The sequence below is a fragment of the Actinomadura sp. NTSP31 genome, assembly GCF_041951385.1.
Taxonomy (GTDB): domain Bacteria; phylum Actinomycetota; class Actinomycetes; order Streptosporangiales; family Streptosporangiaceae; genus Spirillospora; species Spirillospora napierensis.
The window spans coordinates 230,347-256,177 of the sequence record NZ_JBGNUT010000003.1; the positions used below are offsets into that span (position 1 = coordinate 230,347).

Here is a 25,831-nt window from a genome sequence, read left to right on the forward strand (position 1 = left end):
TTCGCTAGATTGTAGTCACTTGGTGACTTTAAGTGGCAGGAGGTGGTGGCGTGCGGGTGCACCAGGCGTACCGGTTCGCACTCGACCCCACCCCCGCCCAGGAACGGAACCTGTACCGGCACGCGGGCGCGGCCCGCGTCGCCTACAACTGGGGTCTCGCACGGGTGAAGGCGAACCTGGCGCAACGGGACGCCGAACGCTCCTACGGCCTGACCGGCGACGAACTGACCCCGCCGGTGTCGTGGTCGATGTACTCCCTGCGCAAGGACTGGAACCAGGTCAAAGACCAGGTCGCGCCCTGGTGGGCCGAATGCTCCAAAGAGGCCTACGCCACCGGATTCGACCGGCTCGCGACCGCCCTGAAGAACTGGTCCCAGTCCCGCGCCGGGACGCGGAAGGGCCGCCGGACAGGGTTCCCGGGTTTCAAGTCCAGGCGCCGCGCAGTGCCGTCGTTCCGGTTCACCACCGGAGCCATCCGCGTCGACGACGACCGCCGTCATATCACCCTGCCCCGGCTCGGCACGCTCAAGACCCACGAGTCGACGCGCAAGCTCCACCGGCGCCTGGCGGCCGGGACCGCACGGATCCTGTCGGCGACCGTCCGCCACGAGGCGGGCAGATGGTTCGTGTCGTTCACCTGCGAAGTGCACCGTGCCGAGCGGGCACCGGCCCGGCCCGACGCGGTGATCGGCGTCGATCTCGGGGTGAAGCACCTGGCGGTGTTCTCCGACGGACGCCCGCCCGTCGGCAATCCCCGGCACCTGGACGCCGCGCTCGGCAAGCTGCGCCGCGCCTGCCGGACCGTGTCCCGCAGGCAGGGCCCTGACCGGCGGACCGGGCAACGGCCCTCGAACCGGTGGCTGCGCGCCGATGCCGTCCGCGCCCGGGTGCACCACGCCGTCGCCGCACAGCGCCGGGACGCGATCCACAAGCTCACCAGCGCGCTGGCGGCCGAGTACGGCACGGTCGTGGTCGAAGACCTCAACGTCGCGGGCATGATCCGCAACCGGCGCCTTGCCCGCGCGATCGGCGATGCCGGGTTCGGGGAGGTCCGGCGCCAGCTCGCCTACAAGACGGGGTGGAACGGCGGCCGCCTCCATGTGGCCGACCGCTGGTATCCGTCCAGTAAGACGTGTTCCGGATGCGGTGCGGTGAAACCCAAGCTGCCCCTGCGGACCCGCACCTATCTGTGCGAGCACTGCGGCCTTGAGATCGATCGTGACGCCAACGCCGCGCTCAACCTCGCCGCGCTCGTCGAACGCGTCGCCGGGAGTGGCCCGGAGACGGAAAACGGACGTGGAGCCGACCATGAGCCCGGGCCCGCCCCGGCCGGTGGCTGTGAAGCGTCCACCCCGCACCGGGCGACCGCCTGGGGAAGACGGGGGCCTTCGCCCAGAAATGGGCGAATCACCGAGGAGGACTGAAGCTCGGTGAACGGTAGAGGATACTGTCGGCTGAGTCACGTGTTTGAGCAAGGTTCGATTGAGCGCGGTGGCCGCTGACCGGTGCTCACGATTCAGACGGAGTCGCTGGAGCCGATGAGCAGCAACCCGACGTACCTCGACTACGCGGACGAGGTGGAACCCGCCCCCGATCCGGCGCCGCGCCGGCGCGGCAGGCGGGTGCTGAAGTGGTTCGCGATCGCCACCGCCGTGGTCGCCGTCGCCGCCGGCGCCACCGGCTACGGGTTCTACTGGCAGTTGCAGCACAACATCGACCACGAGGACACCGACAAGCTGATCGGCGGCAACCGCCCGCCGAAGCTGAACAGCGCGCTGAACATCCTGATGCTCGGCACCGACAGCCGCGCCGGCGCCAACGCCAAGTACGGGCGCGGCCTGAAGAACGACCCGCCGCGGTCGGACACGATGATCCTGCTGCACCTGTCGCCGGGCGGGAAGCAGGCGATGGGCATCAGCTTCCCGCGCGACCTCATGGTGCCGATCCCGGCGTGCCGGCGGGCCGACGGCACGGCCTCCCCGGCGGTGACGGTCGGGATGATCAACAGTTCGTTCACCAACGGCGGCGCGTCCTGCACGGTCAAGACGATCGAGAACCTGACGCACATCAAGGTCGACCACTTCATGCAGGTCGACTTCACCAGCTTCAAGGCCGTCACCGAGGCGGTCGGCGGCGTCGAGGTCTGCCTGCCGCAGGACGTGAACGACAAGGACTCCAAGCTCCACCTGACCAAGGGCAAGCACACGATCCAGGGCGAGACGGCGCTGGCCTACGTCCGCGACCGGCACGGCCTCGGCGACGAGTCGGACCTGCAGCGGATCAAGCGGCAGCAGCAGTTCATGGGCTCGCTGGCGAACAAGGTGCTGAGCGCCGGGACGCTGACCGACCCGAAGAAGGTGTACGACCTGGCCGAGGCCGGCACCAAGTCGCTGACCACCGACAAGGGCCTGGACCTCGGCACGATGGTGAAGATCGCGCGGAGCATGCACGGGCTGACCGCCGGCAAGCTGGACTTCGTCACCATCCCCGTGGCCGCCTACGCGCCCGACCCGAACCGGGTGGCGCTGCTCCAGCCGGACGCCGGACGGTTCTTCACCGCGATCCGCCAGGACCAGTCCGTCGAGGCCGCGGCGAAGAAGACCGCGGCGCCGGTGAGCGTGCGGCTCTACAACGCGACCGGCCGGGCGAGCACGGCGGCGAAGGTCGCCAAGCAGCTCAAGGCGCAGGGCTTCCAGATCGTCGGGACCGAGACGATGAAGACCCGGCCGACGACGGGCGTGTACTACGCGCAGGGCTCCCAGCCGCAGGCCGCGGCGCTCGCCGCCGTGGTCCCGGGCGCGAAGAAGGGCCTGTACCCCAAGGCGGGGCCGGGGGTCGTCAACCTGGTCCTCGGCACCTCCTTCACCGCGCTGAAGGAGACGAAGAAGGCGGGCATCCCGACGCTCGAAGGCGAGATCCACGCCGACGGCGACATCTGCAACACGGGGGCCTGATCAGGCGTCCGGCAGGGTGATGCGGAACGTCGACCCGCCGATCAGCTCGGCCCGGCCGCCGTGGGCGGCGGCCACCGCCCGGACGATCGCCAGCCCGAGGCCGGTGCCGCCGGCCGCGCGGGAGCGGCCGTGGCCGGCCCGCACGAACCGGTCGAAGATCTCGTCGCGGATCTCCGCCGGGACGCCCGGCCCGTCGTCCTCGACCTCCAGCACCACCTCGGAGCCTCCCTGCTCCGGACGGTCCTGCCGGGCGAGCCGGACGGTGACGTGCGTGCCGGGCGGGGTGTGGGTGCGGGCGTTGGCGAGCAGGTTGGCCAGCAGCTGGTGCAGCCGGCGGCCGTCCCCGGGGACCGTGACCGGCTCCTCGGGCAGCACCATCTCCCAGCGGTGGTCGGGTCCGGCGGCGCGGGCGTCGCCCGTGGCGTCCAGGACGAGCCGGGTCAGGTCGACCGGCGCGGACTCCAGCGGGCGCCCCGCGTCGAGCCGGGCGAGCAGCAGCAGGTCGTCGACCAGCTCGGTCATCCGGACGGACTCGGCCTCGATCCGGCCGAGCGCGTGCCGGACGTCGGCCGGGACGCCGTCGCGGGTGCGCAGCGCCAGCTCGGCGTGGCCGCGGATCGCGGCGACCGGGGTGCGCAGCTCGTGGCTGGCGTCCGCGGCGAAGGTGCGCAGCCGCTCCTCGCTGGCGTGCCGCCGGGCGAGCGCGCCCTCCACGTGCCCGAGCATCCGGTTCAGCGCGGCGCCGACCCGCCCGACCTCGGTGCCCGGGTCGGTGTCGGGGACGCGGTCGGGCATCGCGACCTCGCCGCTGGCCAGCGGCAGCTCCGTCACGCGGGACGCGGTGGCGGCGACGCGGCGCAGCGGCCGCAGCGCGAGCCGCACCCAGGCCGCCGCCGCGATCCCGGCCGCGAGCAGCACGGCGGCGAACACGATGAGCTCCACGCGTTCCAGCCGGTGCACGGCTTCGGTGACGGGCCGCAGCGGCAGCCCGGTGACCAGCACGTCGCCGTCGTCGCCGCGGACGGCCATCATCCGGTAGCCGCCGAGCGCCGACAGGCCCACGTCGTGGCCCTTCCCGTCGGGCGGCAGCGCGGCCAGCGCGCGGGCGTCGCCGGTGCTCAGCGGCACCTGCTGGACGGCCTGCCCGCGCACGACCGCGGCCCGGGTGACCTGTCCCTGGAACAGCCGGGCGCCGCACGTCCCGGACGCCTGCCCGCGCGAGTCGGGCCGGTTGTCGGCGTCGGGGTGGCGCTCGCGTTCGCCGAGGCTGGCCGGGAAGTGCCCGCCGGTCGCCGCGAGCTGCTCGTCGATCCGGCCGACCAGGAACCGGTCGAGCGCGGCGGTGGTGGCGACGCCGACCGCGAGGCAGCTGAGCGCCAGCAGGACCACGAGTCCCGCGGTCAGCCGGGCCCGCAGCGTCCGGACGCGCGGCACCCTCACGAGAGCCCCGGCGGCTTCAGCACGTACCCGACGCCGCGGACGGTGTGGATCATCGGCGCCCGGCCCGCGTCGATCTTCTTGCGCAGGTAGCTGATGTAGAGCTCGACCACGTGCGCCTGGCCGCCGAAGTCGTAGTCCCAGACGCGGTCGAGGATCTGCGCCTTGGACAGCACCCGGCGCGGGTTGCGCATCAGGAAGCGCAGCAGCTCGAACTCGGTCGGGGTCAGCTCGACGATCTCCCCGTCCCGGGTGACCTCGCGGGCCTCCTCGTCCATCGCCAGGCCGCCGACGGTCAGCAGCCCGGCCGTGCCCGACTGGCGGGTCATCCCGGCGCGGCGCAGCAGGCCGCGCAGCCGGGCGAGGACCTCCTCCAGGCTGAACGGCTTGGTGACGTAGTCGTCGCCGCCGGCGGTGATCCCGGCGATGCGGTCCTCGACGGCGTCGCGCGCGGTCAGGAACAGCACGCAGACGTCGGGGGCGCCGGCGCGCAGCCGCTTCAGCACCTCCAGGCCGCCGATGTCGGGCAGCATCACGTCCAGGACGACGGCGTCCGGGCGGAAATCGCGGGCGGCGGCGAGGGCGCCCGCGCCGTCCCCGGCGGTGCGCACCGACCAGCCCTCGGACGCCAGCACGCGCGACAGCACCTCGGCGAGGTCGGGTTCGTCGTCGACGACGAGGACGCGGACCGGCGTCCCGTCGGCCCGGCGCAGTCCGGCGCCCGCGGGTTCGGGAGTGCTCATGATGCGGCCCAGCCTCCCCTTCCAACCTCTGCGTTTCCTCAGAGAAACCTCTCAATACGCCTGTTCCCCCACGGATCAGAAGAACCTCAGAAACTCCGTTGGCAGGGTGGCCGGCATGACCACGACCAGGCATGACATCGGGCGGACCGCCCCGCCGGCCCCGCGCCCGGCATGGCGCGTCCCCTCCTCGTGGCCGCAGGTGCTGATCTACGCCGGCGCGGTCGCCGTGCTGCTCATGTGGTGGCACGGCACCCGCTCGGTCACCGGGCTGGACGGCTGGCTGACCGAGGCGGGCCGCGTCACCGGGCTGATGGCGGGCTACGGCTGCGCGGTGCTGCTCGCGCTGATGGCCCGGATCCCGGCGCTCGAACGCGGCGTCGGCACCGACCGGCTGGCGCGCTGGCACGCGATGGGCGGCCGGTACACGGTGTGCCTCGCCTGCGCGCACGCGCTGCTGATCATCTGGGGCTACGCGGTGACGTCGCGCACCGACGTCGTGCACCAGACGGTCACGATCGTCTTCGACTACCCCGAGATGATCAAGGGGACGCTCGGGTTCCTGCTGCTGGTCGGCGTCGGGATCACCTCGGCGCGGGCCGCGCGCCGCCGGCTGCGCTACGAGACGTGGTACTACCTGCACGCCGCCACCTACCTCGCGATCTACCTGGCGTTCTGGCACGCGCTGGCCGACGGCGCCCAGTTCGCGGGGACGACCTGGGCGAAGGCCGCCTGGTACGCGCTGTACGGCGGCGTCGCGGTGGTGCTGCTCCTCTTCCGGTTCGTGATGCCGGTCGTCCGGGGGCTGCGGCACGATCTGCGGGTCGCCGCCGTCCACGCCGAGGCGCCGGGCGTCGTGTCGATCTACATGACCGGGCGGCACCTGGACGGGTTCGGCGCCCGGCCCGGCCAGTTCTTCCGGTGGCGGTTCCTCGCACCCGGACTGTGGTGGGCGGCGAACCCGTACTCGCTGTCGGAGCCCGTCCGGGGCGGCCGGATGCGGATCACCGTGAAGGCCGCCGGGGACCACAGCGCGGCGCTGTTCCGGCTGCGTCCCGGCACGCGGGTGTGGGCGGAGGGCCCGTACGGCGGGTTCACCGGGACGCGCCCGCACCACGACCGCGCGCTGCTGCTGGCGGGCGGCGTCGGCATCACCCCGCTGCGGGCGCTGTTCGAGACGCTGCCCGGCGACGTCGTCCTGCTCTACAAGGCGCGGCGCCCGGAGGACCTGGTGTTGCGGGACGAGCTGGACGCGATCGCCGCCGCGCGGGGCGCCCGGGTGCACTACTTCGTGAGCGAGCCGGCCGGCTACTCGCTGCCGCTGACCGGAGGGGCGCTGCACGGCCTCGTGCCCGACATCCGGCACCGTGACGTCTACCTGTGCGGGCCGCCCGGGATGACCGATGCCGCGTTGGCGGCGCTGAAGCAGGCGGGCGTGCGGCGCCGCCACATCCGTCACGAGTCGTTCGAGTTCTGAGGGGGGCCGTTCCGTGCGCAGAGCTTTGATCACCACCGGTTCGACCGTGGCGGGCATCGTCCTGCTGCTGTCGGTCAAGCCGCACCACAGCACGACCGCGAAGGCGGCGGCCGCCGCACCGCAGGCCACCGGGACGGCGGCCCCGGCGCCGTCCGCGGCGCCGTCGTCCTCGGCCACGGCCGGCGGGAAGGCGAGCGGCACCTACAAGGGCGACGTGATCGACACCCGGTGGGGCCCCGTGCAGGTCGAGATCACGATGGCGAAGGGCAGGCTCACCGCGGTCAAGGTGCTGCAGGTGCCGACGGAGAACCCCCGCGACCGGGAGATCAACGAGTTCGCCGTGCCGCAGCTCACCCAGGAGGCGCTCGCGGCGGGCACCGCCCGCATCGACTCCGTCTCCGGCGCCACCTACACCAGCGAGGGCTACATCCAGTCCCTGCAGAGCGCACTGGACGCCGCGCATGCGTGAACATGCCGCGTCCGTGCACCACGTCGAGCACGTCATGGGGACGGTGTTCTCCTTCGACATCCGCTCCCCCCGCACCCCGGAGATCACCGTGGCGCTCGCGCAGGCCGTCGCCTGGCTGCACCGCGTCGACCGCGTCTTCTCCACCTACCGAGCGGACAGCCAGGTCAGCCGCCTGGCGCGCGGCGAGGTCCGCCTGGGCGAGTGCGATCCCGAGGTGGCCGAGGTGCTAGCCATGTGCGAGGAGGCGGAGCGCGACACCGGCGGGGCGTTCAGCGCGGCGCCCGCCGGGCGGCTCGACCCGAGCGGGCTGGTGAAGGGCTGGGCGATCGAGCGGGCGTCCACGATCCTCCACGACGCCGGCGCCCGCGACCACTGCGTGAACGGCGGCGGCGACGTCCAGGCGCGCGGCGAGGCGGCCCCCGGCGAGCCCTGGCGGATCGGGCTCGCCGACCCCGCGGACCCCGGCGCGCTGGTCGCCGTGGTGGCCGGGAGCGACCTCGCCGTGGCGACCTCGGGCACCGCCGAACGCGGCCACCACATCGTCGACCCCCGCACCGGGCGGCCCGCCGCCGCGCTGGCGTCGCTCACCCTCGTGGGCCGGCACCTCACCGAGGTCGACGCGCTCGCGACCGCCGCGTTCGTCATGGGCGACGCCGCGCGCGGCTGGGCGTCGGCGCGTCCCGGCGTCGAGGCGTTCGCCGTCGGCCGCGACCGGACCCGCTGGTGGACACCCGGATTCGAGCGGCTCGCGCTGCTGCCGACGGGATAGGCCGGCCGGCGCCGGGCCGCCGTCAGAGCAGCCCGGCCTCCTTCTCCGGGACGCGGCGCCGCGCGGCCCGGCGCGCCGGGGCGGGACGCACCAGATCGTCGAGCAGCGCGTCCCATTCGGCGCCGACCGCCTCCGGCGAGTAGCGGGCCATCGCGCCCACGGCCTGCTCCCCGAGCCGGGCGCGCAGCCCCCGGTCGTCGATCATCCGGCCGATCGCCGCCGCCAGCGCCGCCACGTCCCCGCCCTTGACCAGCAGCCCGTCGACGCCGTCGGTGAGCAGCTCGCGCGGGCCGGTCGGGCAGTCGAACGACACCACGGCGAGGCCCTTGCTCATCGCCTCCATCAGCGCCAGCGGCTGCCCCTCGTACCGGGAGCTGAGCACGAAGATCGACGCCTCGGACATCGCGGAGCCCATGTCGCCCGTCCGGCCCATCAGGAACGCGCTGGACGACAGCCCCCGCCGGTCGATCCGGCGCTGCAGCCGCTGCCGCCACGGCCCGCCGCCGTAGATCCGCAGCGTCCAGCCGGGATGCTCGGCCGCGACCTGCCGCCAGGCGTCCAGCAGCAGGTCGAAGCCCTTCTGCCGGACGAGCCGCCCGGCGGCCAGCACGGTCCGCGCGGCGGGGTCGACGGGCCCGCCGGCCAGCTCGGGGAGCGCGTTCGGGATGCACACGAGGCGCCGCGCGTCCGGCAGCTCGCGGCGGTAGCCGGCCAGGTCGGTGGCGGTCAGCGTGACCACCGCGTCGAGCCGGCCGTAGCGGCGCAGCACGCGGTCGCGCACGTCGGGCCGGTGGCTGCCGAGGTTCATGTGCTCCTGGCCGACGGTGCGGACCTCCGGCGGCGCGAACACCGCCGCAGCGAGGTTCAGGCTCGGCCGGGTGGTGATCAGCAGGCCGGTGCGCAGCGAGCGCAGGAACCGGATCAGGACGATGTCGGTCCAGAGCGAGCAGCGCCGGTAGGACGGCTCGCCGATCGGGACGAGCAGGCTCGGCAGCCGCGACAGCACCCGGCGGGCGAGGCCGCGCGCGCCGCCGGGCGGCTCGACCCGGTCGTCCAGGCAGGACAGCCGGACCCCGTCGGGGATCGGGAAGCTCGGCCGGCGCAGCTCCCGGATCAGCCCGACGACCTCGACCTCGCGCTGCCGGGCGAGCTGCCCCGCGGTGTTCAGCACGGTCCGGACCGTGCCGCCCGCCCCGTAGGCGTGCTGCACGAGGAAGACCACCTTCCGGGCCGTCGCCGCGGGCGCGCGCCGCGCCCGCCGCCGGTTCGCCGGCCGCAACAGCAGCAGCGCCAGCGGCTCCAGCATGGCGGACAGCGCCCGCACGGCGGTCCTGCCGCCCCATCGCACCGCGCGCCGCAGGACGTTCCCGCGCCCACCCGACCCGATCACGACATCAGCCCCCCAACGCGGCGAGGCCCCGGGCCTCGCCCCGATCGACCTACTACTGCCTACGTAGTAATACATGCCCCGGCGTCCGGGGCCGCACCCGGGCACTACCCCGTTCGCCCGCGAACGTGCCGCACCCGGCGGAGCTCGCACCGCGACCGTGCGGAACCCGCCGGTAACCAGGGACGACTCGCCCCACGCCGCGGCCAAGGTGGCGTATGCTTTTGGTGATCGAGCGACCACGTACCGTGATCGCGAGTCGAACTCCCCGGGGGACGGCATGCCTGGACTGCCCCGCGCCGCCTGGCTCTACGTCTGCTTCGTCGTCGCCCTGGCGGCGGTCCTGATCGGCGCCTCGTCCCCCGGGGACGTCGACCCGCGCGTGCTCGTGGCGCTGGTGGCCCTGTTCGTCATGTGCGACTCCCTGCCGGCCCGGCTGACCGTCGAGCGGGCCCGGATGTCGCTCGGCTTCGCGGTGAGCCTCGCGTCGGTGGTGCTGCTCGGCCCGGTCGGCGCCGCCCTGGTCGGGCTGAGCGCGGTGGCCACCGGGCAGCGCAAGGTCGCCCTGGTCAAGCGGCTGTTCAACGGCGCGCAGTTCGCGGTCGGCGGGTACGCCGCCGGCGCGGTGTTCGGCGCGCTGGGCGGCGCCCGCTTCGAGCCGGGGCAGGCCGGCTGGGTGTGGGACGCGCTGGGCCCGTTCGTCGGGGCGCTGCTGACGTTCGTGCTGGTCAACCTCGTCCTGATGTCGGGGGCGCTGCTGCTCAGCGGCGAGTCCGACCTCGGCGAGATGGCGCGCGACAGCGGCCAGCTCGCCGGGGTGTGCGTCGGGTACGGCATGTACGGGCTGCTGATCGCGGGGCTGTGGGCCGACCTCGGCCCGCTGGTCGCGGTGCTGGTGCTGCTGCCGCTGTTCGTCGCGCGGTGGACGCTGGAGCAGACGTTCGGGCAGCGCCGCGCCTACGACGCGACGCTCGCGGCGCTGTGCCAGGCGGTCGAGACCAAGGACCCGGCCACCCGCGGGCACTCCGAGCGGGTGTCGCGCGGCGCGGTGATGATCGCGCGGCAGATCGGGATGCGGCCGGAGCGGGTGGAGGCCATCCGGTACGCGGGCATGCTGCACGACATCGGCAAGATCGGGGTGCCGACGAAGATCCTCCGCAAGGCGGACCGCCTCACCGACGAGGAATTCGCGGCCGTCCAGCTGCACCCGATGCGCGGGCTGGAGATCGTCCGGGAGATCGGGTTCCTGGACGAGGCGCTCGCCGGGATCCTCCACCACCACGAGAAGATGGACGGCCGCGGCTACCCGATGGGCCTGGTCGGCGACGAGATCCCCGAGTTCGCCCGGGTGATCGGGGTGGCGGACGCGTTCGACGTGATGACCTCGACCCGTCCCTACAAGGGCCCGATGCCGGTCGCCGACGCCAAGCAGGAGCTGCGCCGCAGCGCGGGCAGCCACTTCGACCCGGTGATGGTGGAGGCGTTCCTGCGCGCGCTGGAGGCGCACGGCTGGGAGCCGCAGCGCGAGCACCGCTTCGACACGGCGGCAGGCAACAAGGCCTCCGGGAACGCGCCGGCCGCCGACCCGCGTCAGGTGTAGAGGACGGCGTCCGCGACGCGCGCGCGGGCCGCCTGACGCCGAGTTTGCCCATCTCAGGGCATAGACCCGATCTCCGCGGAGAAGTCGTCATTGACGCGACGACATGGTCTTCGACGGAACGGGGGCGAGCGTGAACGCCAAGCGCAGGCGGAGTTCGGCGGGACCCTACTGGCCCATGCTGGTGGGGCTGATCGCGACCGGCTTCCTCCTCTATGTATGGGTATGGGCGTCGACGCAGGGCGGGCCGCCCTTCTGACGGGCCCGACGTCCTGCGCCCGCCCCGGACGGGCTCAGCCGCCGTGCACCCGGTACTTGCCGGCGTCCGCCCACTTGACGTCGAGGCCGAGGCCGGGACGGTCGGCCGCGGGCCGCAGCGCGCCGCCCTCGGGGCTGAGCGCCCCGTCGAAGACCAGGTGCTCGAAGCGCACGTGGTCGTGGAAGTACTCCAGGTGGCGCAGCCTTTCGACGGCGCAGAACGCGTGCGCCGACACGGCCGGGGCGCAGTGCGCCGACAGGCCGATCTGCCGGGCCGCCGACAGCCCCGCGACCTGCAGCAGCCCGGTGATGCCGCCGCAGCGGGTCACGTCGGCCTGCAGGCAGTCGACGGACGGGCCGTCCAGCAGGTCCGCGAAGTCCTTCAGCACGAACCCGTACTCGCCGGCGGCGACCTCCAGCCGTCCCGGCCCGTGCTCGCGGACGAGCCGCAAGCCCTCGGTGTCGTCGGAACTGACCGGCTCCTCGAACCAGCGCACGTCCCACTCATCGGCCAGCCGGCGCGCCCAGTACAGGGCGTCCTTGCGGGTCAGCGCGCCGTTGGAGTCGACGTACAGGTCGGGGCCCCAGCCGATCGCCTCGCGGACCGCGGTGAGCCGGCGCGGGTCGTCCTCCTGCGAGCGGGAGATCTTGAGCTTGACGCGCGGAATGCCCTGCTCGACCCAGCCGGCGAGCTGCCCGGTGAGCCGGTCGAGCGGGTAGTTGGTGAACCCGCCGCTGCCGTACACCGGGACGTGGTCGTGGAAGCTCGGCAGCACCTGGAACAGCGGCCGGTCCAGCAGCCGGGCCTTCAGGTCCCACAGCGCGATGTCGACCGCCGACACCGCCATCGCGCCGACGCCGGGGCGGCCGTCGTTGCGGATCGCGGCGAACATCCGGTGCCAGGCGGCGGCCGGCGCGAGCGCGTCCTCGCCCTTCACCAGAGAGGCGAACTTCGACTCGATGAGCGTCGCCACGGCGGTGCCGCCGTAGGTGTAGCCGATCCCGGTCCGGCCGCCCGCGCTCGCCTCGACGAGCACCATGGTCGTCGACTCCCAGCGCAGGGTGCCGTCCTCCTCCGCGCCGTCCGGGCCGTCCGTCGGCAGCTCGAAGGCGTGGACCGCGATGCCGTCGACCGGGATCCCGCTTCCCGTGCTCATCGGCCGCTCCCCCTCTCGTCTGCCTCTAGGTACCGCCGGAAGCGGCGGCAAAACGATCCGGCCGGGCGCAAGGGGCCCCTGTTTGCCCTCCCCTTCCTCGGGGACGTGGCGATAGGACGACACGCGCATCGACCGACATCTGGGAGAGATCATGGGGCAGCAGGTGGCCGACTACGTGCTCGAGCGGCTGCGTGAATGGGGCATCGAGCGGGTCTTCGGATACCCGGGCGACGGCATCAACGGGATGCTCGGCGCGTTCGACCGCGCGAAGGGCCATCCGGAGTTCATCCAGACCCGGCACGAGGAGATGGCCGCCTTCATGGCCTGCGCCCACGCCAAGTTCACCGGCGAGGTCGGGGTGTGCACCGCCACGTCCGGGCCGGGCGCGATCCACCTGCTGAACGGCCTCTACGACGCCAAGTTGGACCACCAGCCCGTCGTCGCGATCATCGGGCAGCAGAAGCGGCTCTCCCAGGGCACGCACTACCAGCAGGAAGTGGCGCTGGAGAACCTGTTCTCCGACGTGTCGGAGTTCGTGCAGATCTGCATGGAGCCGGGGCAGATGCGGCACATCATCGACCGCGCGTTCAAGACGGCGCTGACGACCCGCGGCGTCGCCACGATCATCATCCCGGAGGACGTGCAGGAGAGCGACGCCGTCCCGTCGCCGCCGAAGGAGCACGGCTCGGTCTACTCCAGCGTCGGGTGGAGCCGCCCGCGGATCCTGCCCAATCAGGAGGAGCTGCGCAAGGCCGCCGACATCCTCAACGAGGGCAAGAAGGTCGCGATGCTGATCGGGCAGGGCGCGGCCAACGCGGAGGCGGAGGTCATCGAGACCGCCGAGCTGCTCGGCGCGGGCATCGCCAAGGCGCTGCTCGGCCGCGAGGTCGTCCCGGACGACCTGCCGTTCGTGACCGGCCCGATCGGACTGCTCGGCTCCAAGGCCAGCGACGAGATGATCATGAACTGCGACGTGCTGTTCATGATCGGGTCGAGCTTCCCCTACGCCGAGTGGCTGCCGGACGAGGGCAGCTGCAAGGGCGTCGAGATCGACATCGACGGCCGGATGATCGGCATCCGCTACCCGATGGACGCCCACGTCGTCGGCGACGCCAAGGAGACGCTCAAGGAGCTCATCCCGCTGCTGAAGCGCAAGAAGGACCGCTCCTGGCGCGACCAGATCGAGGAGAACGTCCGCACCTGGAACACGGTGATGGAGAAGCGGGCGAAGCAGTCCTTCGGCGGGAAGATCAACCCGCAGGCGGTCGCGCACGAGCTGTCCCCGCTGCTGCCGGACGGCGCGATCCTCACCGCCGACTCCGGCTCGGCCACCAACTGGTGGGCCCGGCACATCAAGCTCCGCGACGGCATGCGCGCCTCGCTGTCGGGGACGCTCGCGACGATGGGGCCCGGCGTCCCGTACGCGATCGCGGCGCGGTTCGCCTACCCGGACCGCCCGGTGATCTGCTTCGTCGGCGACGGCGCGTTCCAGATGAACGGCATGAACGAGATGCTCACGGTCAAGCGGTACGCCGACCGGATGAACGGCTCCCCGCCGCTGGTCTTCTGCGTGTTCAACAACCAGGACCTCAACCAGGTCACCTGGGAGCAGCGCGCGATGGGCGGCGACCCCAAGTACCCCGGCTCGCAGACGATCCCCGACTTCCCCTACGCCAAGTACGCCGAGCTGGCGGGGCTGAAGGGCATCTACTGCGACGAGCCGAGGAAGGTCACCGACGCCTGGAAGCAGGCGCTGTCCAGCGACCGCCCGGTCGTGCTGGAGTTCGTGGTGGACAGCGAGATCGCGCCGATCCCGCCGCACATCATGAGCGACCAGGCGAAGAAGACCGTCAAGGCCGGCTTCAAGGACCCGCAGAAGTTCGGCATCGCCGAGCGCGGCTTCCGGCAGAAGCTCACCGACATGTACGAGAACCTGCCGGGCCGCAAGCACTGACCGCCAGGGCCGGGCGGTCGCCGCGCGCGACCGCGGTGATCTTCATGCGGGCCGGTACGCCGCCCGGTCCCGCCACCGGACGAGCAGGACGCGCGCCCGTCGCGTGGCCGGTCACGGCGGTGGCGCCGACGCCCGTCCCGGCGCCGCCCACCGGCATGGCCTTGAGCACGCCGCACAACACGGGCGCGGTCACGGCCAGCGGCAGCGACGGCACCAGCTCGCTCTCCTCCTTCCGCGCCTTGCGGCTCAGCGTCTTCGGGTCGTCCCCGTGCACCACCACGACCGCGATGCCCTTGCGCAGCGACGCCACGGCGGCCGGGCTCAGGGTGACGGTCCGCCGGTAGCGCGCGCTCGGCCCCTTCGGCACGATCGTCAAGTCGGTGCCCGCCTGCGGGGTGCGGAAATCGCACTAATGCGCCCCCGTCGCACGGGTAGGGCAAAATCCGCTACGGCCGTCCGGCGGCGGCCTGGGTCTCCGCGAGCCAGTGGACGGCTTCGGCCTGGAAAGGGACCTGCGCTTCGAGCTGGCAGAGGACAGCGATCCCGACGCCGAGGGCGCGCTGGGCGTGCACGGCACCGGGCGGGAACGCCATGCCGAGCCCCACCGGCATCGACGCGGTGACGCCCTTCAGCGCGTCCCGCAGGTAGGCCGCGTCGAACCGGAACGTCTCGGCGAACGCGGGCGCGCCCGAACGCCGGAACAGCTCCCGCAGCCGCGCCTCGTCGGCCCGCACGCCCGGACGCAGGAAGCCGGCGCGGCGGAGGGCGTCGGCCATGCCCGCGCCGGGGTCGAGGGCGGTGAGGTGGACGTCCATCCACCGCTCCAGCGGCGTCGGGGTGCCCGGCCGGTGGCGGTGGACCGCGCCGAAGTCCAGGACGCCGAGGCGGCCGTCGTCGAGGAGCCGGAAATTGCCCGGATGCGGGTCGCCGTGCATCATCCCGGTGCGGGCGACGGCGGAGAACATCAGCCGGGTGAGCAGCAGGCCCGCCCGGTCGCGTTCCGGTTGCCCGCCCGCCTCGATGACGCGCGCGAGGGGTGTCCCGCCGATCCACTCCGACACCAGGACCCGGCCGCGCTGCAGCAGCACGTCCGGGACGACGAAGTCGGGACCGTCCAGGTAGCCGGCTCGGAACGCGCGTTGCGCCGCGGCCTCCGCGGAGTAGTCGAGTTCCTCGGCGAGCCGGTCCATCAGCTCGGTGGCGAGGGCGCGGCCGTCCAACTCCGGCGCCAGCATCGCGGTGAACATCCGCATCGCGAGGACCACGGCGTCGCGGTCGCCGAGCAGGTCGCCGTGCGCGTCCGGGTACTGGATCTTCACCGCGACGTCCCTGCCGCCGGCGGCCCACCGCGCCCGGTGCACCTGGCCGAGGGACGCGGCGGCGGCCGTTTCCATGTCGAACGAGGCGAACAGCCCGCGCCAGCCGGGGCCGACGTCCTCGCCCATGACGCGCTCCACCGTCTCGGCGGGCTCCGGGCGGACGGACTCCTGCAGCGCCGCCAGCCGCCCCCGGTACACCGCCGACACCTTCGGCGGCATCACCGTCTCGTAGACCGACAGGACTTGGCCGAACTTCAGCACTCCGCCGCGCAGCCCGCCGAGCACCTCGACGAGCTGGTCCGCGGTCCGTTCGTGCAGGTCGAGCGCGGACTCGTCGGTCAGCCGGCCGAGCGCCCGCAGGCCGCCCGCCCACGCGAGCCGGCGCCCGGCGGCGAGCGGCACCGCCGACAGCCGCGCCATCCTGGAGATCGATCGCATCCTCATGCCGCCAGCGTCACCGGCGCGCGCCCGCCGCCGCATCGGACGGCGGTCGCCGATCCGGCTATGCCCGCGGTCGTGGTGCCACTGCGACCGCGGGCCGATGACGGGCCGCCACGCGCTCCTTAGGATCGACGCCATGCGACGGGTCAGGACCTTCTTCATCGGCAACCCGCCCTTCCTCGGCAACCCGCCGCCGTGGCCCGTGCTGCGCTTCTTCGGCTTCGTCGGCGTCGCATGGGCACTGCTCGCCGTCGCCCTGTCGCCCTCCCCCGCCGCCCGGACCGTGCTGGTCGCCGCCTACATCGCGGTGTGGGCGTACCAGGCGGTGCGGCCGTGGCGCATCCCGTCCGTTCTCATGCCGTGGACGGTCCTGGGCGTGCTCCTGCTGCTCGCCGCGGCGCCGTCCGCGAGCGACCCCGGAGGATTCCGGCCGTTCCCGTTCGCCGAGGGCTCCTACGCCGACGGCGCGCTCGCCGTCGCGACCGCCCCGGCCTGGGCGCACCTCGCGATCCTCGCGCGGACCCGCGACCTCGCCTGGTGCGCCCCCGCCGCGCTCGCCCTCGCACCCGCCCGCCACCTCGCCGCCGGCGGGCTGCCGCTGTGGCCCGCCTGGCTGCTGTGGGGCACCGGGTTCCTGCTGCTCGCGCTGGCCTTCCGGCTGAACGCGGCGCTGTACGAGGCGCGGCTGCGGCTCGACCGGGAGGCCGTTGCGGAGGAGCGCCGCAAGATCGCCCGCGAGGTGCACGACCTGGTCGGGCACGGCCTCGGCGTCGTGCTGCTGAACATCGGCGCGGCCCGGCTCGCCACCGCGCGCGGCGACGCGCCCGCCGCGCTCGCCGCGCTGGAGGAGGCCGAACGGGTCGGGCGGCGGGGCGTCCGGGACGTCCATCAGGGCCTCGTTCTGCTGCGCGACCCGGCCCCGGCGGGCCGCCCGATCGCCCCGCCGCCGCCCACCGCCGAGGACATCGCCGCGCTCGTCGCCGAGCTGCGCGCCGGCGGGCTGGCCGTGGACCTCGGGACGCGCGGCGACCTGGCCTCGGTCGACCCGGCGGTCGGGCTTGCGCTGTACCGCGTCGTGCAGGAGGCACTCGCCAACACCGCCCGGCACGCGCCCGGCTCGTCCGCCGCGGTCGCCGTCGGCGTGGACGGCCCGCTCGCGCTGGTCACCGTCACCGACGACGGCACCCCGGGCGGCGCGGGGCGCCCGGCGGGCGGGGCGTCGGGCGGCGGGCTCGGCCTGGCCGGGATGCGCGAGCGCGTCACCGCCCTCGGCGGCGACCTGCGCGCCGGCCCGGACGGCACCGGCTGGCGGGTCGAGGCCGCGATCCCTACCGGCGGCGCCCGATGATCCAGCTGCTGCTGGTGGACGATCAGCCCCTCGTCCGCGCCGGGCTCGTCCGGATCTTCGAGGGCGAACCGGACCTCGGCGTCGCCGGGGAGTGCTCCGACGGCGACGAGGTGGCAGCCGCGCTCGCCCGGGTGCGGGCCGACGTCGTCCTGATGGACGTCCGGATGAAGCGGATGGACGGCGCCGAGGCCACCCGCCTGCTGGGCGCCGGACCCGGCGCGCCGCCCGTGCTGATCCTCACCATGTTCGACGACCCGCAGGTCGTCGCGGCGGCGCTGGCCGCGGGTGCGGCCGGGTTCGTGCTCAAGGACGCGCCCTGCGAGGAGATCATCCAGGCGACGCGGGCGGTCGCGGCGGGCGACGGCTGGCTGGACCCGGCCATCGCGCCGCAGGTCATGGCCGTCTACCGGTCCCGGCTGGGGCGCGTCCCGCCACCGTCCGCGCTGGACGGGCTGTCCCCGCGCGAGCGCGAGGTGCTCGCGCTGATCGGCGAGGGGGCGACCAACGCCGAGATCGCGCGGCGGCTCTGCATCGCCGAGGGCACGGTGAAGGCCCACGTCGGGGGCGTGTTCGCCAAGCTCGGCCTCCGCGACCGCGCCGCCGCGGTCATCTTCGCCCTCCGGCACGGTCTCGCCTGACCCTGGCTTTGACCGGGCGTTTCTGCGATCGGATCATGGCGGCACCGCGCGGCGCGCATCACGTCGACGGCTTGGGGAATGGAGCCTTGTCGTGAGCGACGCCATCCTGGAGTACCTGCGCGGCCTGATGTCGTCGCCATGGATCTACGTGGCCCTGTTCGGCCTGTCCATGTTCGACGCGTTCATCCCGATCTTCCCCAGCGAGACGCTGGTGGTGACCGCGGGCGTGTTCGCCCACCACGGCAAGCCGTGGCTGGTGCTGGTGATCGTGACCGCGTGGGCCGGGGCGTTCTGCGGCGACCACATCTCCTACTTCATCGGCCGCTACGCGGGCGACTGGCTGGAGCGGCGCTGGCTGCGGCCCGGCACCCGCAGGCGCGACGCCTACGACCAGGCCGGGCGGATTCTCGACAAGCGCGGCGGGCTCGTCCTGCTCATCGCCCGCTACATCCCCGGCGGGCGGACGGCCGCGACGCTCGTGATGGGCGCCGTGGACTACCCGCTGCGCTCGTTCTCGCTGTTCGACGCCCTGGCCACCGGCATGTGGGCCGTCTACTCCACGATGATCGGCTACCTGGGCGGCGCGGCGTTCCAGAACGACCCGTTCAAGGGGCTGCTCCTCGGCCTCGGCATCGCGGTGGGCGTCTCGGCGCTCGTCGAGGCCGGGCGCTGGCTGTGGCAGCGGTTCGGGCCCGGCGGGAAGGACGGCGGCGACCAGCGCGAGGGCGCACGGGAGCGGGCCTCCGAGCACAGGGGCGGCTGACCCCCCTCGGGAAGGGTCAGCGGGCGGGACGGGACCCGCGGCGGCGGCCCATCCGGACCCCGCTCAGCACCAGGTTGATCAGGAAGATCACCACGCCGATGATCAGCAGGTAGAACAGCCCCTTCACCACCACGCCGACGATGCCCAGCGCGATCGCGATGAGCAGGATGAACAGGAACAAGGCCATGGCGTTCTCCTTCCCCGGCCGACGTGCCGGCGGTCAGCGGCGGCCCAGCCGGCGCTCGTTCGGCCCCGCCTCGTAGGGCAGCTCGTAGTAGTCGAAGACGGCCTGCTCCTCGCTCGCGGGCAGCTCCCCGTCGGTACCGATCGACGGGGCGTTCTTCACCAGCTTCTTCTCGTGGGCGAGCCGGACGTGCCCCGGGCCCAGCGTCGCCCCCGCGAGCGGCGCGAACACCAGCCGCTGCCGGGTGGGCAGCCCCACCTTGACGGTCGCGAAGGACGGCTCGTCGGTGGCGGTGTCGACGTAGACCGCCTCCAACTCGCCGATCCTGCTCCCGGAGGCGTCGACCACGTCGTGCCCGCGCCACTGCCGAATGTCCTCGATGGCGAACATGTCCACATCCAGCCGTCGGGTCGTTGCGTTCCTTACTCCTCGTCTACCCAGTACACGGCGGATATCGCCTCGCCACCCCGATGCGGAACGGGCTCTCGGCGGGATCGGCATCAGCACGTTCATTGCGGGCATGGGGAGCCCGAGGGCTGGAGGTCTCATGCGCGTGCTGGCAGTACGGACCGTTCTTCCGGAACATCGCTATGAGCAGCGCCAGATCACCCAGGCCGTCGCCAGGACGGTCAACGCCGACCAGCGGCTCGTCGAGCGCTTCCATGCCGCGACGCAGGTGGGCGGGCGCAACCTCGCGCTCGCGATCGAGGACTACGACGGGCTCACCGGCTTCACCGTCGCCAACGACGCCTACATCGCCACCGCCCTGGACCTGGCGGAACGGGCCGTCGGGAAGGTCCTGGACGCGGCGGGCCTCGACCCCGGGCAGGTCGACCACCTGGTGTTCTGCTCCTCGACCGGCGTGGCCACGCCGTCGCTGGACGCCGCGCTGGCGCAGCGCGCGGGCCTGCGCGAGGACGTCAAGCGGCTGCCGGTGTTCGGGCTGGGCTGCGCGGCGGGCGCCGCCGGGCTGTCCCGGCTGCACGACTACCTGCGCGCCTGGCCCGAGCAGGTCGCGGTGCTGGTCTGCGTCGAGCTGTGCTCGCTGACCGTCCAGCGCGACGACGCCTCGGTGGCCAACCTGGTGGGCAGCGGCCTGTTCGGCGACGGGGCCGCGGCGGTGGTGGCCGCCGGCGACGGGCGGGACACCGGCGGGCCGCCGCCGGACGGCCCCGGCTGGGGGCCCCGCGTCGTCGCGACCCGCAGCCGGCTCTACCCCGGCACCGCCCGGCTGATGGGCTGGAACGTCGGCGAGCACGGCTTCCGCATCGTCCTGGCCGCCGACCTGGTCGACCACGTCGAGACGAGCCTGGCCGGCGACGTCGCCGCCTTCCTCCGCGACCACGGCCTGTCCCCCGGCGAGATCGCCTCGTGGGTCTGCCATCCGGGCGGCCCCAAGGTGATCGAGACGATCGGCGCGGCCTTCGGCCTCGACGGCGGCGAACTCGACCTCACCTGGGAGTCGCTCCGCAAGGCCGGCAACCTGTCGTCGGTGTCGGTGCTCAACGTGCTGGAGGAGACGATCGCACGGCGTCCGCGTCCGCCGGGCGCGCCGGGCCTGCTCATGGCCCTCGGTCCGGGCTTCTCCGCCGAGTTGGTGCTGCTGAGGTGGTGATCTTCTGATCGCGTACGCCGTCCTGATCCTGCTCGTCGCCGCCGAGCGGGTCGCCGAGCTCGTCCTGTCCCGGCGCCATCTCGCGTGGGCCCGGCGGCGCGGCGGCGTCGAGCACGGCCGGCGGCACTACCCGGGGTTCATCGTCGTCCAGTTCGTCCTGCTGGCCGGCGCGCCGCTGGAGGCGTGGCTGCTGGATCGGCCGTTCATCCCGGCGCTGGGGTGGCCGATGCTCGCCGTGGCCGTCCTCGCCCAGGGGCTCCGCTGGTGGTGCATCGGGACGCTGCGCGAGCAGTGGAACACCCGCGTGGTCATCGTCCCGGGCCTCCCGCTGGTCGACCGGGGCCCGTACCGGCGCCTGCGCCATCCGAACTACCTCGCCGTGATCGCGGAGGGCGTCGCGCTGCCGCTCGTGCACACCGCCTGGCTCACCGCGTCGATCTTCACCCTCGCCAACCTGGGGATGCTGAACGTCCGCCTCCGCGTCGAGAACGCCGCGCTTCACCAGGCGGCCGAGGCCGCGACGCCGCGGTGACGACGCCGCGCTGTTGACCGCTTGTTTACGGAGCGTGCTCCCGGGTACCCGGCGTTCGTCGGTGGGCAAGGTCGTTTTGCGCGGGCGGGAGGGACGGGCAGTGGCGTTTCCGGGGGCGTCCCTGGCCAAGGCGGTGCTGGGCGTGCCGGTCGCCGCGGCGGACGCGGCGTCGACCCTGGCGGTCCGGGGCGCGGTGGCGGGCGCGCGGACCACCGCCGCGGGCGTCCGGACGACCGTCCGGATCGCGGAGGCCGGTGCGCGGAGCGCGGGCGTGCTGCCCGGCGAACCGGGCGGCTCCGCCGATGACCGGCCGGGCGTGGTCTCCGCCGTCCGCGAGAAGGCCGGCGAAAGCGTGCGCCGCGCCTCCCGGGCCACCGGCGCGTTCGCGGCGCTGGCCGCCGGCGGGCGGACTCGGCGCGTGTGGGCGCACAACGGGCGCGCCCACATCCAGGCGAACGGGCTGGCCGGCACCGGAGACCACCACCGGCGCTACGTGCGGGCGCTGACGGAGGCGCTGCGCCGGCTGGACGGGGTGAACTGGGCGGAGGTCAACGCGGTCACCGGCCGCGTCCTGGTGACGTACGCGGAGGGCGCGGTGGACCCGGGCGCCCTGGTCGCCACCGTCCAGGACGTCGAGGAGGCGCACCACGCCGACGGGTTCGACGAGGACGCGCACGCGCCGCAGCCCGATGACGAGATGGCGTGGGCGGCGGCCACGTCCGCCCTGGTCGCCGACTGCGCGGGGGCGGTGGGCTCGGCGGTCGGCAGGCTGATGAGCCTCCCGCCGGTCCCCAGCCCGGTGCGGGCGGCGGTGTCGGTGGCGGATTCGCTGCCGCACGTCCGGTCGGTACTGGAACGGCGGCTGGGCCTGCTCCGCGCCGACGCCCTGCTCGGCACCGCCAACGCCGTCGTCCAGGGCGCGTCGCAGGGGGTCGCGCCGCTGGCCGCCGACGCCGCGCACCGCGTCTTCCAGCTCTACGAGATCGGGGCGCGCCGGGACGCGTGGCGGCGCCGCGAGCCCCACCTGGCGGCGGGAGAACAGCCGCAGGTGTCCGGTCCCCGGGCCGAGCGCCCGTGCCCGCTGCCGGACGGCCCGGTGGAGAAGGCGGGGAACCGGACGGCGCTCGGGCACCTGCTCGGCGGGGCCGGCGTCCTGGCGGGCACGCGGGACCCCTCGGCCGCCGCCGACCTGCTGCTGGCGACCGCGCCCAAGGCGGCGCGGCACGGGCGGGAGGCGTTCGCCGCGGTGCTGGCGCACGACATGGCGGTCCGCGACACGGTCGTGCTGGATCCCCTCGCCCTGCGAAGGCTCGACCGGGTCGACGCCGTCGTCATCGACTCCCAGGTCCTGTGCAACGGGGAACTGCGGCTGCTGTCGGCCGTCGCCACCGCCGACGGCATGGACGACGCGGACGTGTGGCGCGCCGCCGGCACGGTGCTGTCGGGCCGCGAGTCCGCCGACCTCGCCGGGCCCGGCCCCTGGCCCGCGGACGACGGCCGATGGCGCCTGGTGCGGGCGGTGGACGCCCCGTCCGGCGGCCCCGCCGACCCGCAGGGCGTCACCCTCGACCTGATGGACGGCCGGGACCGGCGCTGCGGCCGGGTGCGGGTCGGCTCGTCGCTCGACCCGCTGGCGGAGGCGCTGCTGTCGGCGGCGCACGAGGCCGCCGACGTGGTCGTCCTGACCGAGCACGCCAGCATCCAGGAACTGGTGGCCTGGGGCGACGACTCCCCCGTCGCCGTCGACGACCTCGCCGACTCCGTCCGCGCCCTGCAACGCGACGGCCACGTGGTGCTCGCCGTGTCGTGCGGGCAGGACGAGGCGCTCGACGCGGCCGACGTCGGGGTGAGCGTGCTGCGCGGGCGCGGGCTCGCCGACTGGCACGCGGACATCGTTTGCGGGCCGGGGCTCGGCGAGGCGTGGCGGCTGCTGACCGCCGTCCGGCCCGCGCGGCGCGCCAGCGACCGCGCCGCCGAGCTGTCGCTGAGCGCGTCGGCGCTGGGCGCGCTGCTGATCGCGGGCCGCCGGCCCCGGCGCCGCGCGGGCGGCCCGCTGCGCCGCGCCGCCGCGTCCTGGCAGGACCTGCCGCCGGTGTACGCGGCGTCCCTGATGGCGATGCTGGCCAACGGGCTGAGCGCCCGGCGGCTGGTGCACCGGCCGCTGCCCGCCCCCGTCGTCCGCGACGCCTGGCACGCCCTCACCGCCGAGGAGGCGGTCCGGCGGCTGTCGCGCACCGCGGCCGCACCCGAGGAGGACCGCGAACCGCGTCCGGCGGCGGCGCCCCTGCACCGGACGCTCGTCCGGCCGGGGAAGGCGGCCCTGCGGCTCGCCGCCGCCGTCCGGCAGGAGCTCGACGACCCGCTGACCCCGGTGCTCGCGCTCGGTGCCGCGGCCTCCGCCGTCGTCGGCTCCAGCGTGGACGCGCTGCTGGTCAGCAGCGTCATGGCGGGCAACGCGCTGATCGGCGGCGCGCAGCGGATGCGGGCGGAGAAGGCCCTCGGCGAGCTGATGCTCGGCCAGCAGGTCCGCGCCCGCCGGCTGCGCGCCCGCGCCGCCGCCGAGCCGGGCGGCGAGCCGTTCGCGCACCTGCGGACCGCCGACGCCGAGCAGATCGCGGCCGGCCGGCTGCGCGTAGGCGACGTCGTCCAGCTGCGCTCGGAGGACGTCGTCCCGGCGGACGCCCGGCTGCTGTGGGCCGAGTCGCTGGAGGTCGACGAGGCCACGCTCACCGGCGAGTCCGTGCCCGTCGACAAGAACGTCGAACCGTCACCGGGCGCCGACCCCGCCGACCGGCACTGCATGCTCTACGAGGGCACCACGGTCGTCGCCGGCAGCGCGGTCGCGCTGGTCGTCGCCACCGCCGAGGCCACCGAGACCGGCCGCGCCGCCGCCCTCGCCGGGACCGCCGACGCCTCGTCCAGCATGCAGGCGCGGCTGGCCGAGCTGACCCACCAGGCGCTGCCCGCCACGCTGCTCGGCGGCGCGGCCGTCACCGTCCTCGGCATGCTGCGCGGCCTGCCGCTGCGGCGCGCCCTCGGCTCCGGCGTCGCGGTCGCCGTCGCCGCCGTCCCCGAAGGCCTGCCGCTGGTCGCGACCGTCTCGCAGCTCGCGGCGGCCCGGCGGCTGTCGCGGCTCGGCGTCCTGGTCCGCTCGACCCGCGCGCTCGAAGCGCTGGGCCGGGTCGACACCCTGTGCTTCGACAAGACCGGCACCCTGACCGAGGGCCGGCTCCGGCTCGTCCGCGCGGCCGGCCCGACCCGCCCGCACCCGCTGACCGGCGCCGCCGAGCGGCGCATCCTGCGCACCGCCGCGCGCGCCTGCCCGCCGCCGCGCAGCCGGCAGGTCGCGCACGCCACCGACCGCGCCGTCCTCGACCGCGTGGACGCCCTGCCGCCGGACGACCGCTGGACCCTGGACGAGGAGCTGCCGTTCGAGACGACCCGCGGCTTCTCCGCCTCCCTCGGCGACGACGGGTACCGGACGGTCCTCGCGGTCAAGGGCGCGCCCGAGGTGCTGCTGGCCAAGTGCACCCGGATCCACGCCTCCGCGCACCGCGACGAACCGCTCACCGCGTCCCGGCGCCGCGCGGCCGCCGCGACCGTGCGGCGGCTGGCCGGGCAGGGCCTGCGCGTGCTCGCCATCGCCGAGCGGCCCGTCGCCGATCCCGGCGCGGTGCGCGGGCGGATCGCCGAGCACGCCGAGGACCTCGCGCTGCTCGGCTTCATCGGCATCGCCGACACCCCGCGCCCCACCGCCGAGGAGGCCGTGCAGCGGCTCGGCGACGCCGGCGTCCGCACCACCATGATCACCGGCGACCATCCGGACACCGCCGCGGCCGTCGCCGCCGAGCTCGGCATCCCCGACGCGGACCGGGTCCTCACCGGCGCGGAACTCGACGCGATGCCGGCCGCCGACCGGATCGCCGCCGTCCAGCGGGCCGCGGTGTTCGCCCGCGTCTCCCCCGCGCAGAAGGTCCGGATCGTCAAGGACCTGCGGCGGGCCGGCCGGGTCGTCGCGATGACCGGCGACGGCGCCAACGACGCCGCCGCCATCCGCCGCGCGGACGTCGGCATCGCCGTCGTCGGCCGCGGCTCCGGCGCCGCCCGCACCGCCGCCGACCTCGTCCTGACCGCGCCCGACACCGCGCTGATCCTGGACGCGCTGCGGGAGGGCCGCGCGCTGTGGCACAGCGTCCGCGACGCCGCCGCGATCCTCGTCGGCGGCAACGCGGGCGAGGTCTCCTTCACCGTCCTCGGGACGGCCCTCAGCGGGGACGCGCCGCTCAGCACCCGGCAACTGCTCGTGGTGAACATGCTGACCGACATGCTCCCGGCGCTCGCCGTCGCGATCACCCCGGCCGGCTCCGGACCCGACGCGGCGCTGCTCGGCGGGGAGCCGGTGCACGGCTTCACCGGCAAGGACATGCGGCGGGTCCTCGCCGTGCGCGGCACCGCCACCGCCGCCGCGGCCCTGGTGTCCTGGCAGCTCGGGCGGCTGACGACCCTCGTCCCGGGCGGCCGGCGCAGGGCGTCGACGATGGCGCTCGCGTCGCTGGTGGGCGCCCAGCTCGGCCAGACCCTCATCTCCCGCTGGCGCAGCCCGCTCGTCATGGCCACCTGCGCCGTCTCGGCCGCCGCGCTGTTCGCGGTGATCGAGACGCCGGGCATCAGCGGGTTCTTCGGCTGCACCCCGCTCGGGCCGGGCGCCTGGACGGTCGTCACGGCGTCGGCGGCGGCGGCCACGCTCGGGGCCGCCGTCGCGCCGCGCCTCCTGCCCGCCGGCTGAAGCCCG

General features: G+C 74.5%; 21 protein-coding genes. 13 read left to right on the top strand and 8 right to left on the bottom strand.

Annotation, left to right across the window (positions count from 1 at the left end):
- Nucleotides 1-50 precede the first annotated feature (50 nt).
- Together tnpB and ACA514_RS06265 are read left to right on the top strand one after the other, a co-directional pair.
- Entirely contained in the window at nt 51-1,424 is a 1,374-nt protein-coding gene (gene tnpB / locus ACA514_RS06260) for an IS607 family element RNA-guided endonuclease TnpB (RefSeq protein ID WP_375040043.1), read from the top strand.
- An 81-nt stretch (nt 1,425-1,505) separates the two neighbouring features.
- Nucleotides 1,506-2,954: an LCP family protein gene (locus ACA514_RS06265; protein ID WP_375040044.1), complete on the top strand. Its 1,449-nt coding sequence runs from the start codon at nt 1,506-1,508 to the stop codon at nt 2,952-2,954.
- On the opposite strand, the gene ACA514_RS06270 is transcribed toward ACA514_RS06265, so the two are convergent.
- Both ACA514_RS06270 and ACA514_RS06275 read right to left on the bottom strand, forming a co-directional pair.
- Complete coding sequence (locus ACA514_RS06270; protein ID WP_375040045.1) at nt 2,955-4,394, bottom strand: sensor histidine kinase; 1,440 nt, start codon at nt 4,392-4,394, stop codon at nt 2,955-2,957.
- Complete coding sequence (locus ACA514_RS06275; protein ID WP_375040046.1) at nt 4,391-5,134, bottom strand: response regulator transcription factor; 744 nt, start codon at nt 5,132-5,134, stop codon at nt 4,391-4,393. The genes ACA514_RS06270 and ACA514_RS06275 overlap by 4 nt, the downstream gene beginning before the upstream one ends.
- Nucleotides 5,135-5,249: 115 nt before the next feature.
- Here ACA514_RS06275 and ACA514_RS06280 point away from each other — a divergent pair, with 115 nt between their 5' ends.
- Genes ACA514_RS06280 through ACA514_RS06290 form a run of 3 tightly spaced genes read left to right on the top strand, consistent with a single transcriptional unit; the run spans nt 5,250 to nt 7,846 of the window.
- Nucleotides 5,250-6,608, top strand: a complete 1,359-nt coding sequence (locus tag ACA514_RS06280; protein WP_375040047.1) for a ferric reductase-like transmembrane domain-containing protein — start codon at nt 5,250-5,252, stop codon at nt 6,606-6,608.
- 13 nt (nt 6,609-6,621) lie between these two features.
- Nucleotides 6,622-7,077: an FMN-binding protein gene (locus ACA514_RS06285; RefSeq protein ID WP_375040048.1), complete on the top strand. Its 456-nt coding sequence runs from the start codon at nt 6,622-6,624 to the stop codon at nt 7,075-7,077.
- Complete coding sequence (locus tag ACA514_RS06290) at nt 7,070-7,846, top strand: FAD:protein FMN transferase (RefSeq protein WP_375040049.1); 777 nt, start codon at nt 7,070-7,072, stop codon at nt 7,844-7,846. Before ACA514_RS06285 ends, ACA514_RS06290 begins: the two co-directional genes overlap by 8 nt.
- Before the next feature lie 22 nt (nt 7,847-7,868).
- Here the strand turns inward: ACA514_RS06290 and ACA514_RS06295 are convergent, their stop codons facing one another.
- A complete protein-coding gene (locus ACA514_RS06295; RefSeq protein ID WP_375040050.1) occupies nt 7,869-9,236 on the bottom strand; it encodes a glycosyltransferase family 4 protein in 1,368 nt (455 codons plus the stop codon).
- A gap of 277 nt (nt 9,237-9,513) precedes the next feature.
- Here ACA514_RS06295 and ACA514_RS06300 point away from each other — a divergent pair, with 277 nt between their 5' ends.
- Nucleotides 9,514-10,833, top strand: a complete 1,320-nt coding sequence (locus tag ACA514_RS06300; RefSeq protein WP_375040051.1) for an HD-GYP domain-containing protein — start codon at nt 9,514-9,516, stop codon at nt 10,831-10,833.
- Between the two features lie 290 nt (nt 10,834-11,123).
- On the opposite strand, the gene ACA514_RS06305 is transcribed toward ACA514_RS06300, so the two are convergent.
- Nucleotides 11,124-12,245 carry an enolase C-terminal domain-like protein gene (locus ACA514_RS06305; protein WP_375040052.1) on the bottom strand — a complete coding sequence of 374 codons (1,122 nt, stop codon included), beginning with the start codon at nt 12,243-12,245 and terminating at the stop codon, nt 11,124-11,126.
- A 151-nt stretch (nt 12,246-12,396) separates the two neighbouring features.
- Here ACA514_RS06305 and ACA514_RS06310 point away from each other — a divergent pair, with 151 nt between their 5' ends.
- Complete coding sequence (locus tag ACA514_RS06310) at nt 12,397-14,199, top strand: thiamine pyrophosphate-requiring protein (RefSeq protein WP_375040053.1); 1,803 nt, start codon at nt 12,397-12,399, stop codon at nt 14,197-14,199.
- On the opposite strand, the gene ACA514_RS06315 is transcribed toward ACA514_RS06310, so the two are convergent.
- Nucleotides 14,159-14,575 carry a hypothetical protein gene (locus ACA514_RS06315; protein WP_375040054.1) on the bottom strand — a complete coding sequence of 139 codons (417 nt, stop codon included), beginning with the start codon at nt 14,573-14,575 and terminating at the stop codon, nt 14,159-14,161. The two genes, ACA514_RS06310 and ACA514_RS06315, sit on opposite strands and share 41 nt — an antisense overlap.
- Nucleotides 14,576-14,645: 70 nt before the next feature.
- On the bottom strand, nt 14,646-15,962 hold the full coding sequence (locus ACA514_RS06320; RefSeq protein WP_375040055.1) for an ABC1 kinase family protein: 1,317 nt from the start codon (nt 15,960-15,962) through the stop codon (nt 14,646-14,648).
- A gap of 133 nt (nt 15,963-16,095) precedes the next feature.
- Here ACA514_RS06320 and ACA514_RS06325 point away from each other — a divergent pair, with 133 nt between their 5' ends.
- The 3 genes from ACA514_RS06325 (at nt 16,096) to ACA514_RS06335 (ending at nt 18,708) form a co-directional block, all read left to right on the top strand.
- Nucleotides 16,096-17,307 carry a sensor histidine kinase gene (locus ACA514_RS06325; protein WP_375040056.1) on the top strand — a complete coding sequence of 404 codons (1,212 nt, stop codon included), beginning with the start codon at nt 16,096-16,098 and terminating at the stop codon, nt 17,305-17,307.
- The gene (locus ACA514_RS06330; RefSeq protein ID WP_375040057.1) at nt 17,304-17,945 is read left to right on the top strand and encodes a response regulator; all 642 of its coding nucleotides are present in this window, start codon (nt 17,304-17,306) and stop codon (nt 17,943-17,945) included. Before ACA514_RS06325 ends, ACA514_RS06330 begins: the two co-directional genes overlap by 4 nt.
- A gap of 91 nt (nt 17,946-18,036) precedes the next feature.
- The gene (locus ACA514_RS06335; protein ID WP_375040058.1) at nt 18,037-18,708 is read left to right on the top strand and encodes a DedA family protein; all 672 of its coding nucleotides are present in this window, start codon (nt 18,037-18,039) and stop codon (nt 18,706-18,708) included.
- A 16-nt stretch (nt 18,709-18,724) separates the two neighbouring features.
- Here ACA514_RS06335 and ACA514_RS06340 read toward each other — a convergent pair whose 3' ends face one another.
- Nucleotides 18,725-18,895, bottom strand: coding sequence for a hypothetical protein (locus ACA514_RS06340; protein ID WP_375040059.1), 171 nt, complete (start codon nt 18,893-18,895; stop codon nt 18,725-18,727).
- Between the two features lie 33 nt (nt 18,896-18,928).
- Nucleotides 18,929-19,282, bottom strand: coding sequence for a PRC-barrel domain-containing protein (locus tag ACA514_RS06345; protein WP_375040060.1), 354 nt, complete (start codon nt 19,280-19,282; stop codon nt 18,929-18,931).
- 130 nt (nt 19,283-19,412) lie between these two features.
- Between ACA514_RS06345 and ACA514_RS06350 the strand changes: the two genes are divergently transcribed.
- The 3 genes from ACA514_RS06350 (at nt 19,413) to ACA514_RS06360 (ending at nt 25,825) form a co-directional block, all read left to right on the top strand.
- A complete protein-coding gene (locus ACA514_RS06350; RefSeq protein ID WP_375040061.1) occupies nt 19,413-20,507 on the top strand; it encodes a type III polyketide synthase in 1,095 nt (364 codons plus the stop codon).
- A gap of 226 nt (nt 20,508-20,733) precedes the next feature.
- Entirely contained in the window at nt 20,734-21,039 is a 306-nt protein-coding gene (locus ACA514_RS06355; RefSeq protein ID WP_375040062.1) for an isoprenylcysteine carboxylmethyltransferase family protein, read from the top strand.
- 100 nt (nt 21,040-21,139) lie between these two features.
- The gene (locus ACA514_RS06360; protein ID WP_375040063.1) at nt 21,140-25,825 is read left to right on the top strand and encodes an HAD-IC family P-type ATPase; all 4,686 of its coding nucleotides are present in this window, start codon (nt 21,140-21,142) and stop codon (nt 25,823-25,825) included.
- Nucleotides 25,826-25,831 lie beyond the last annotated feature (6 nt).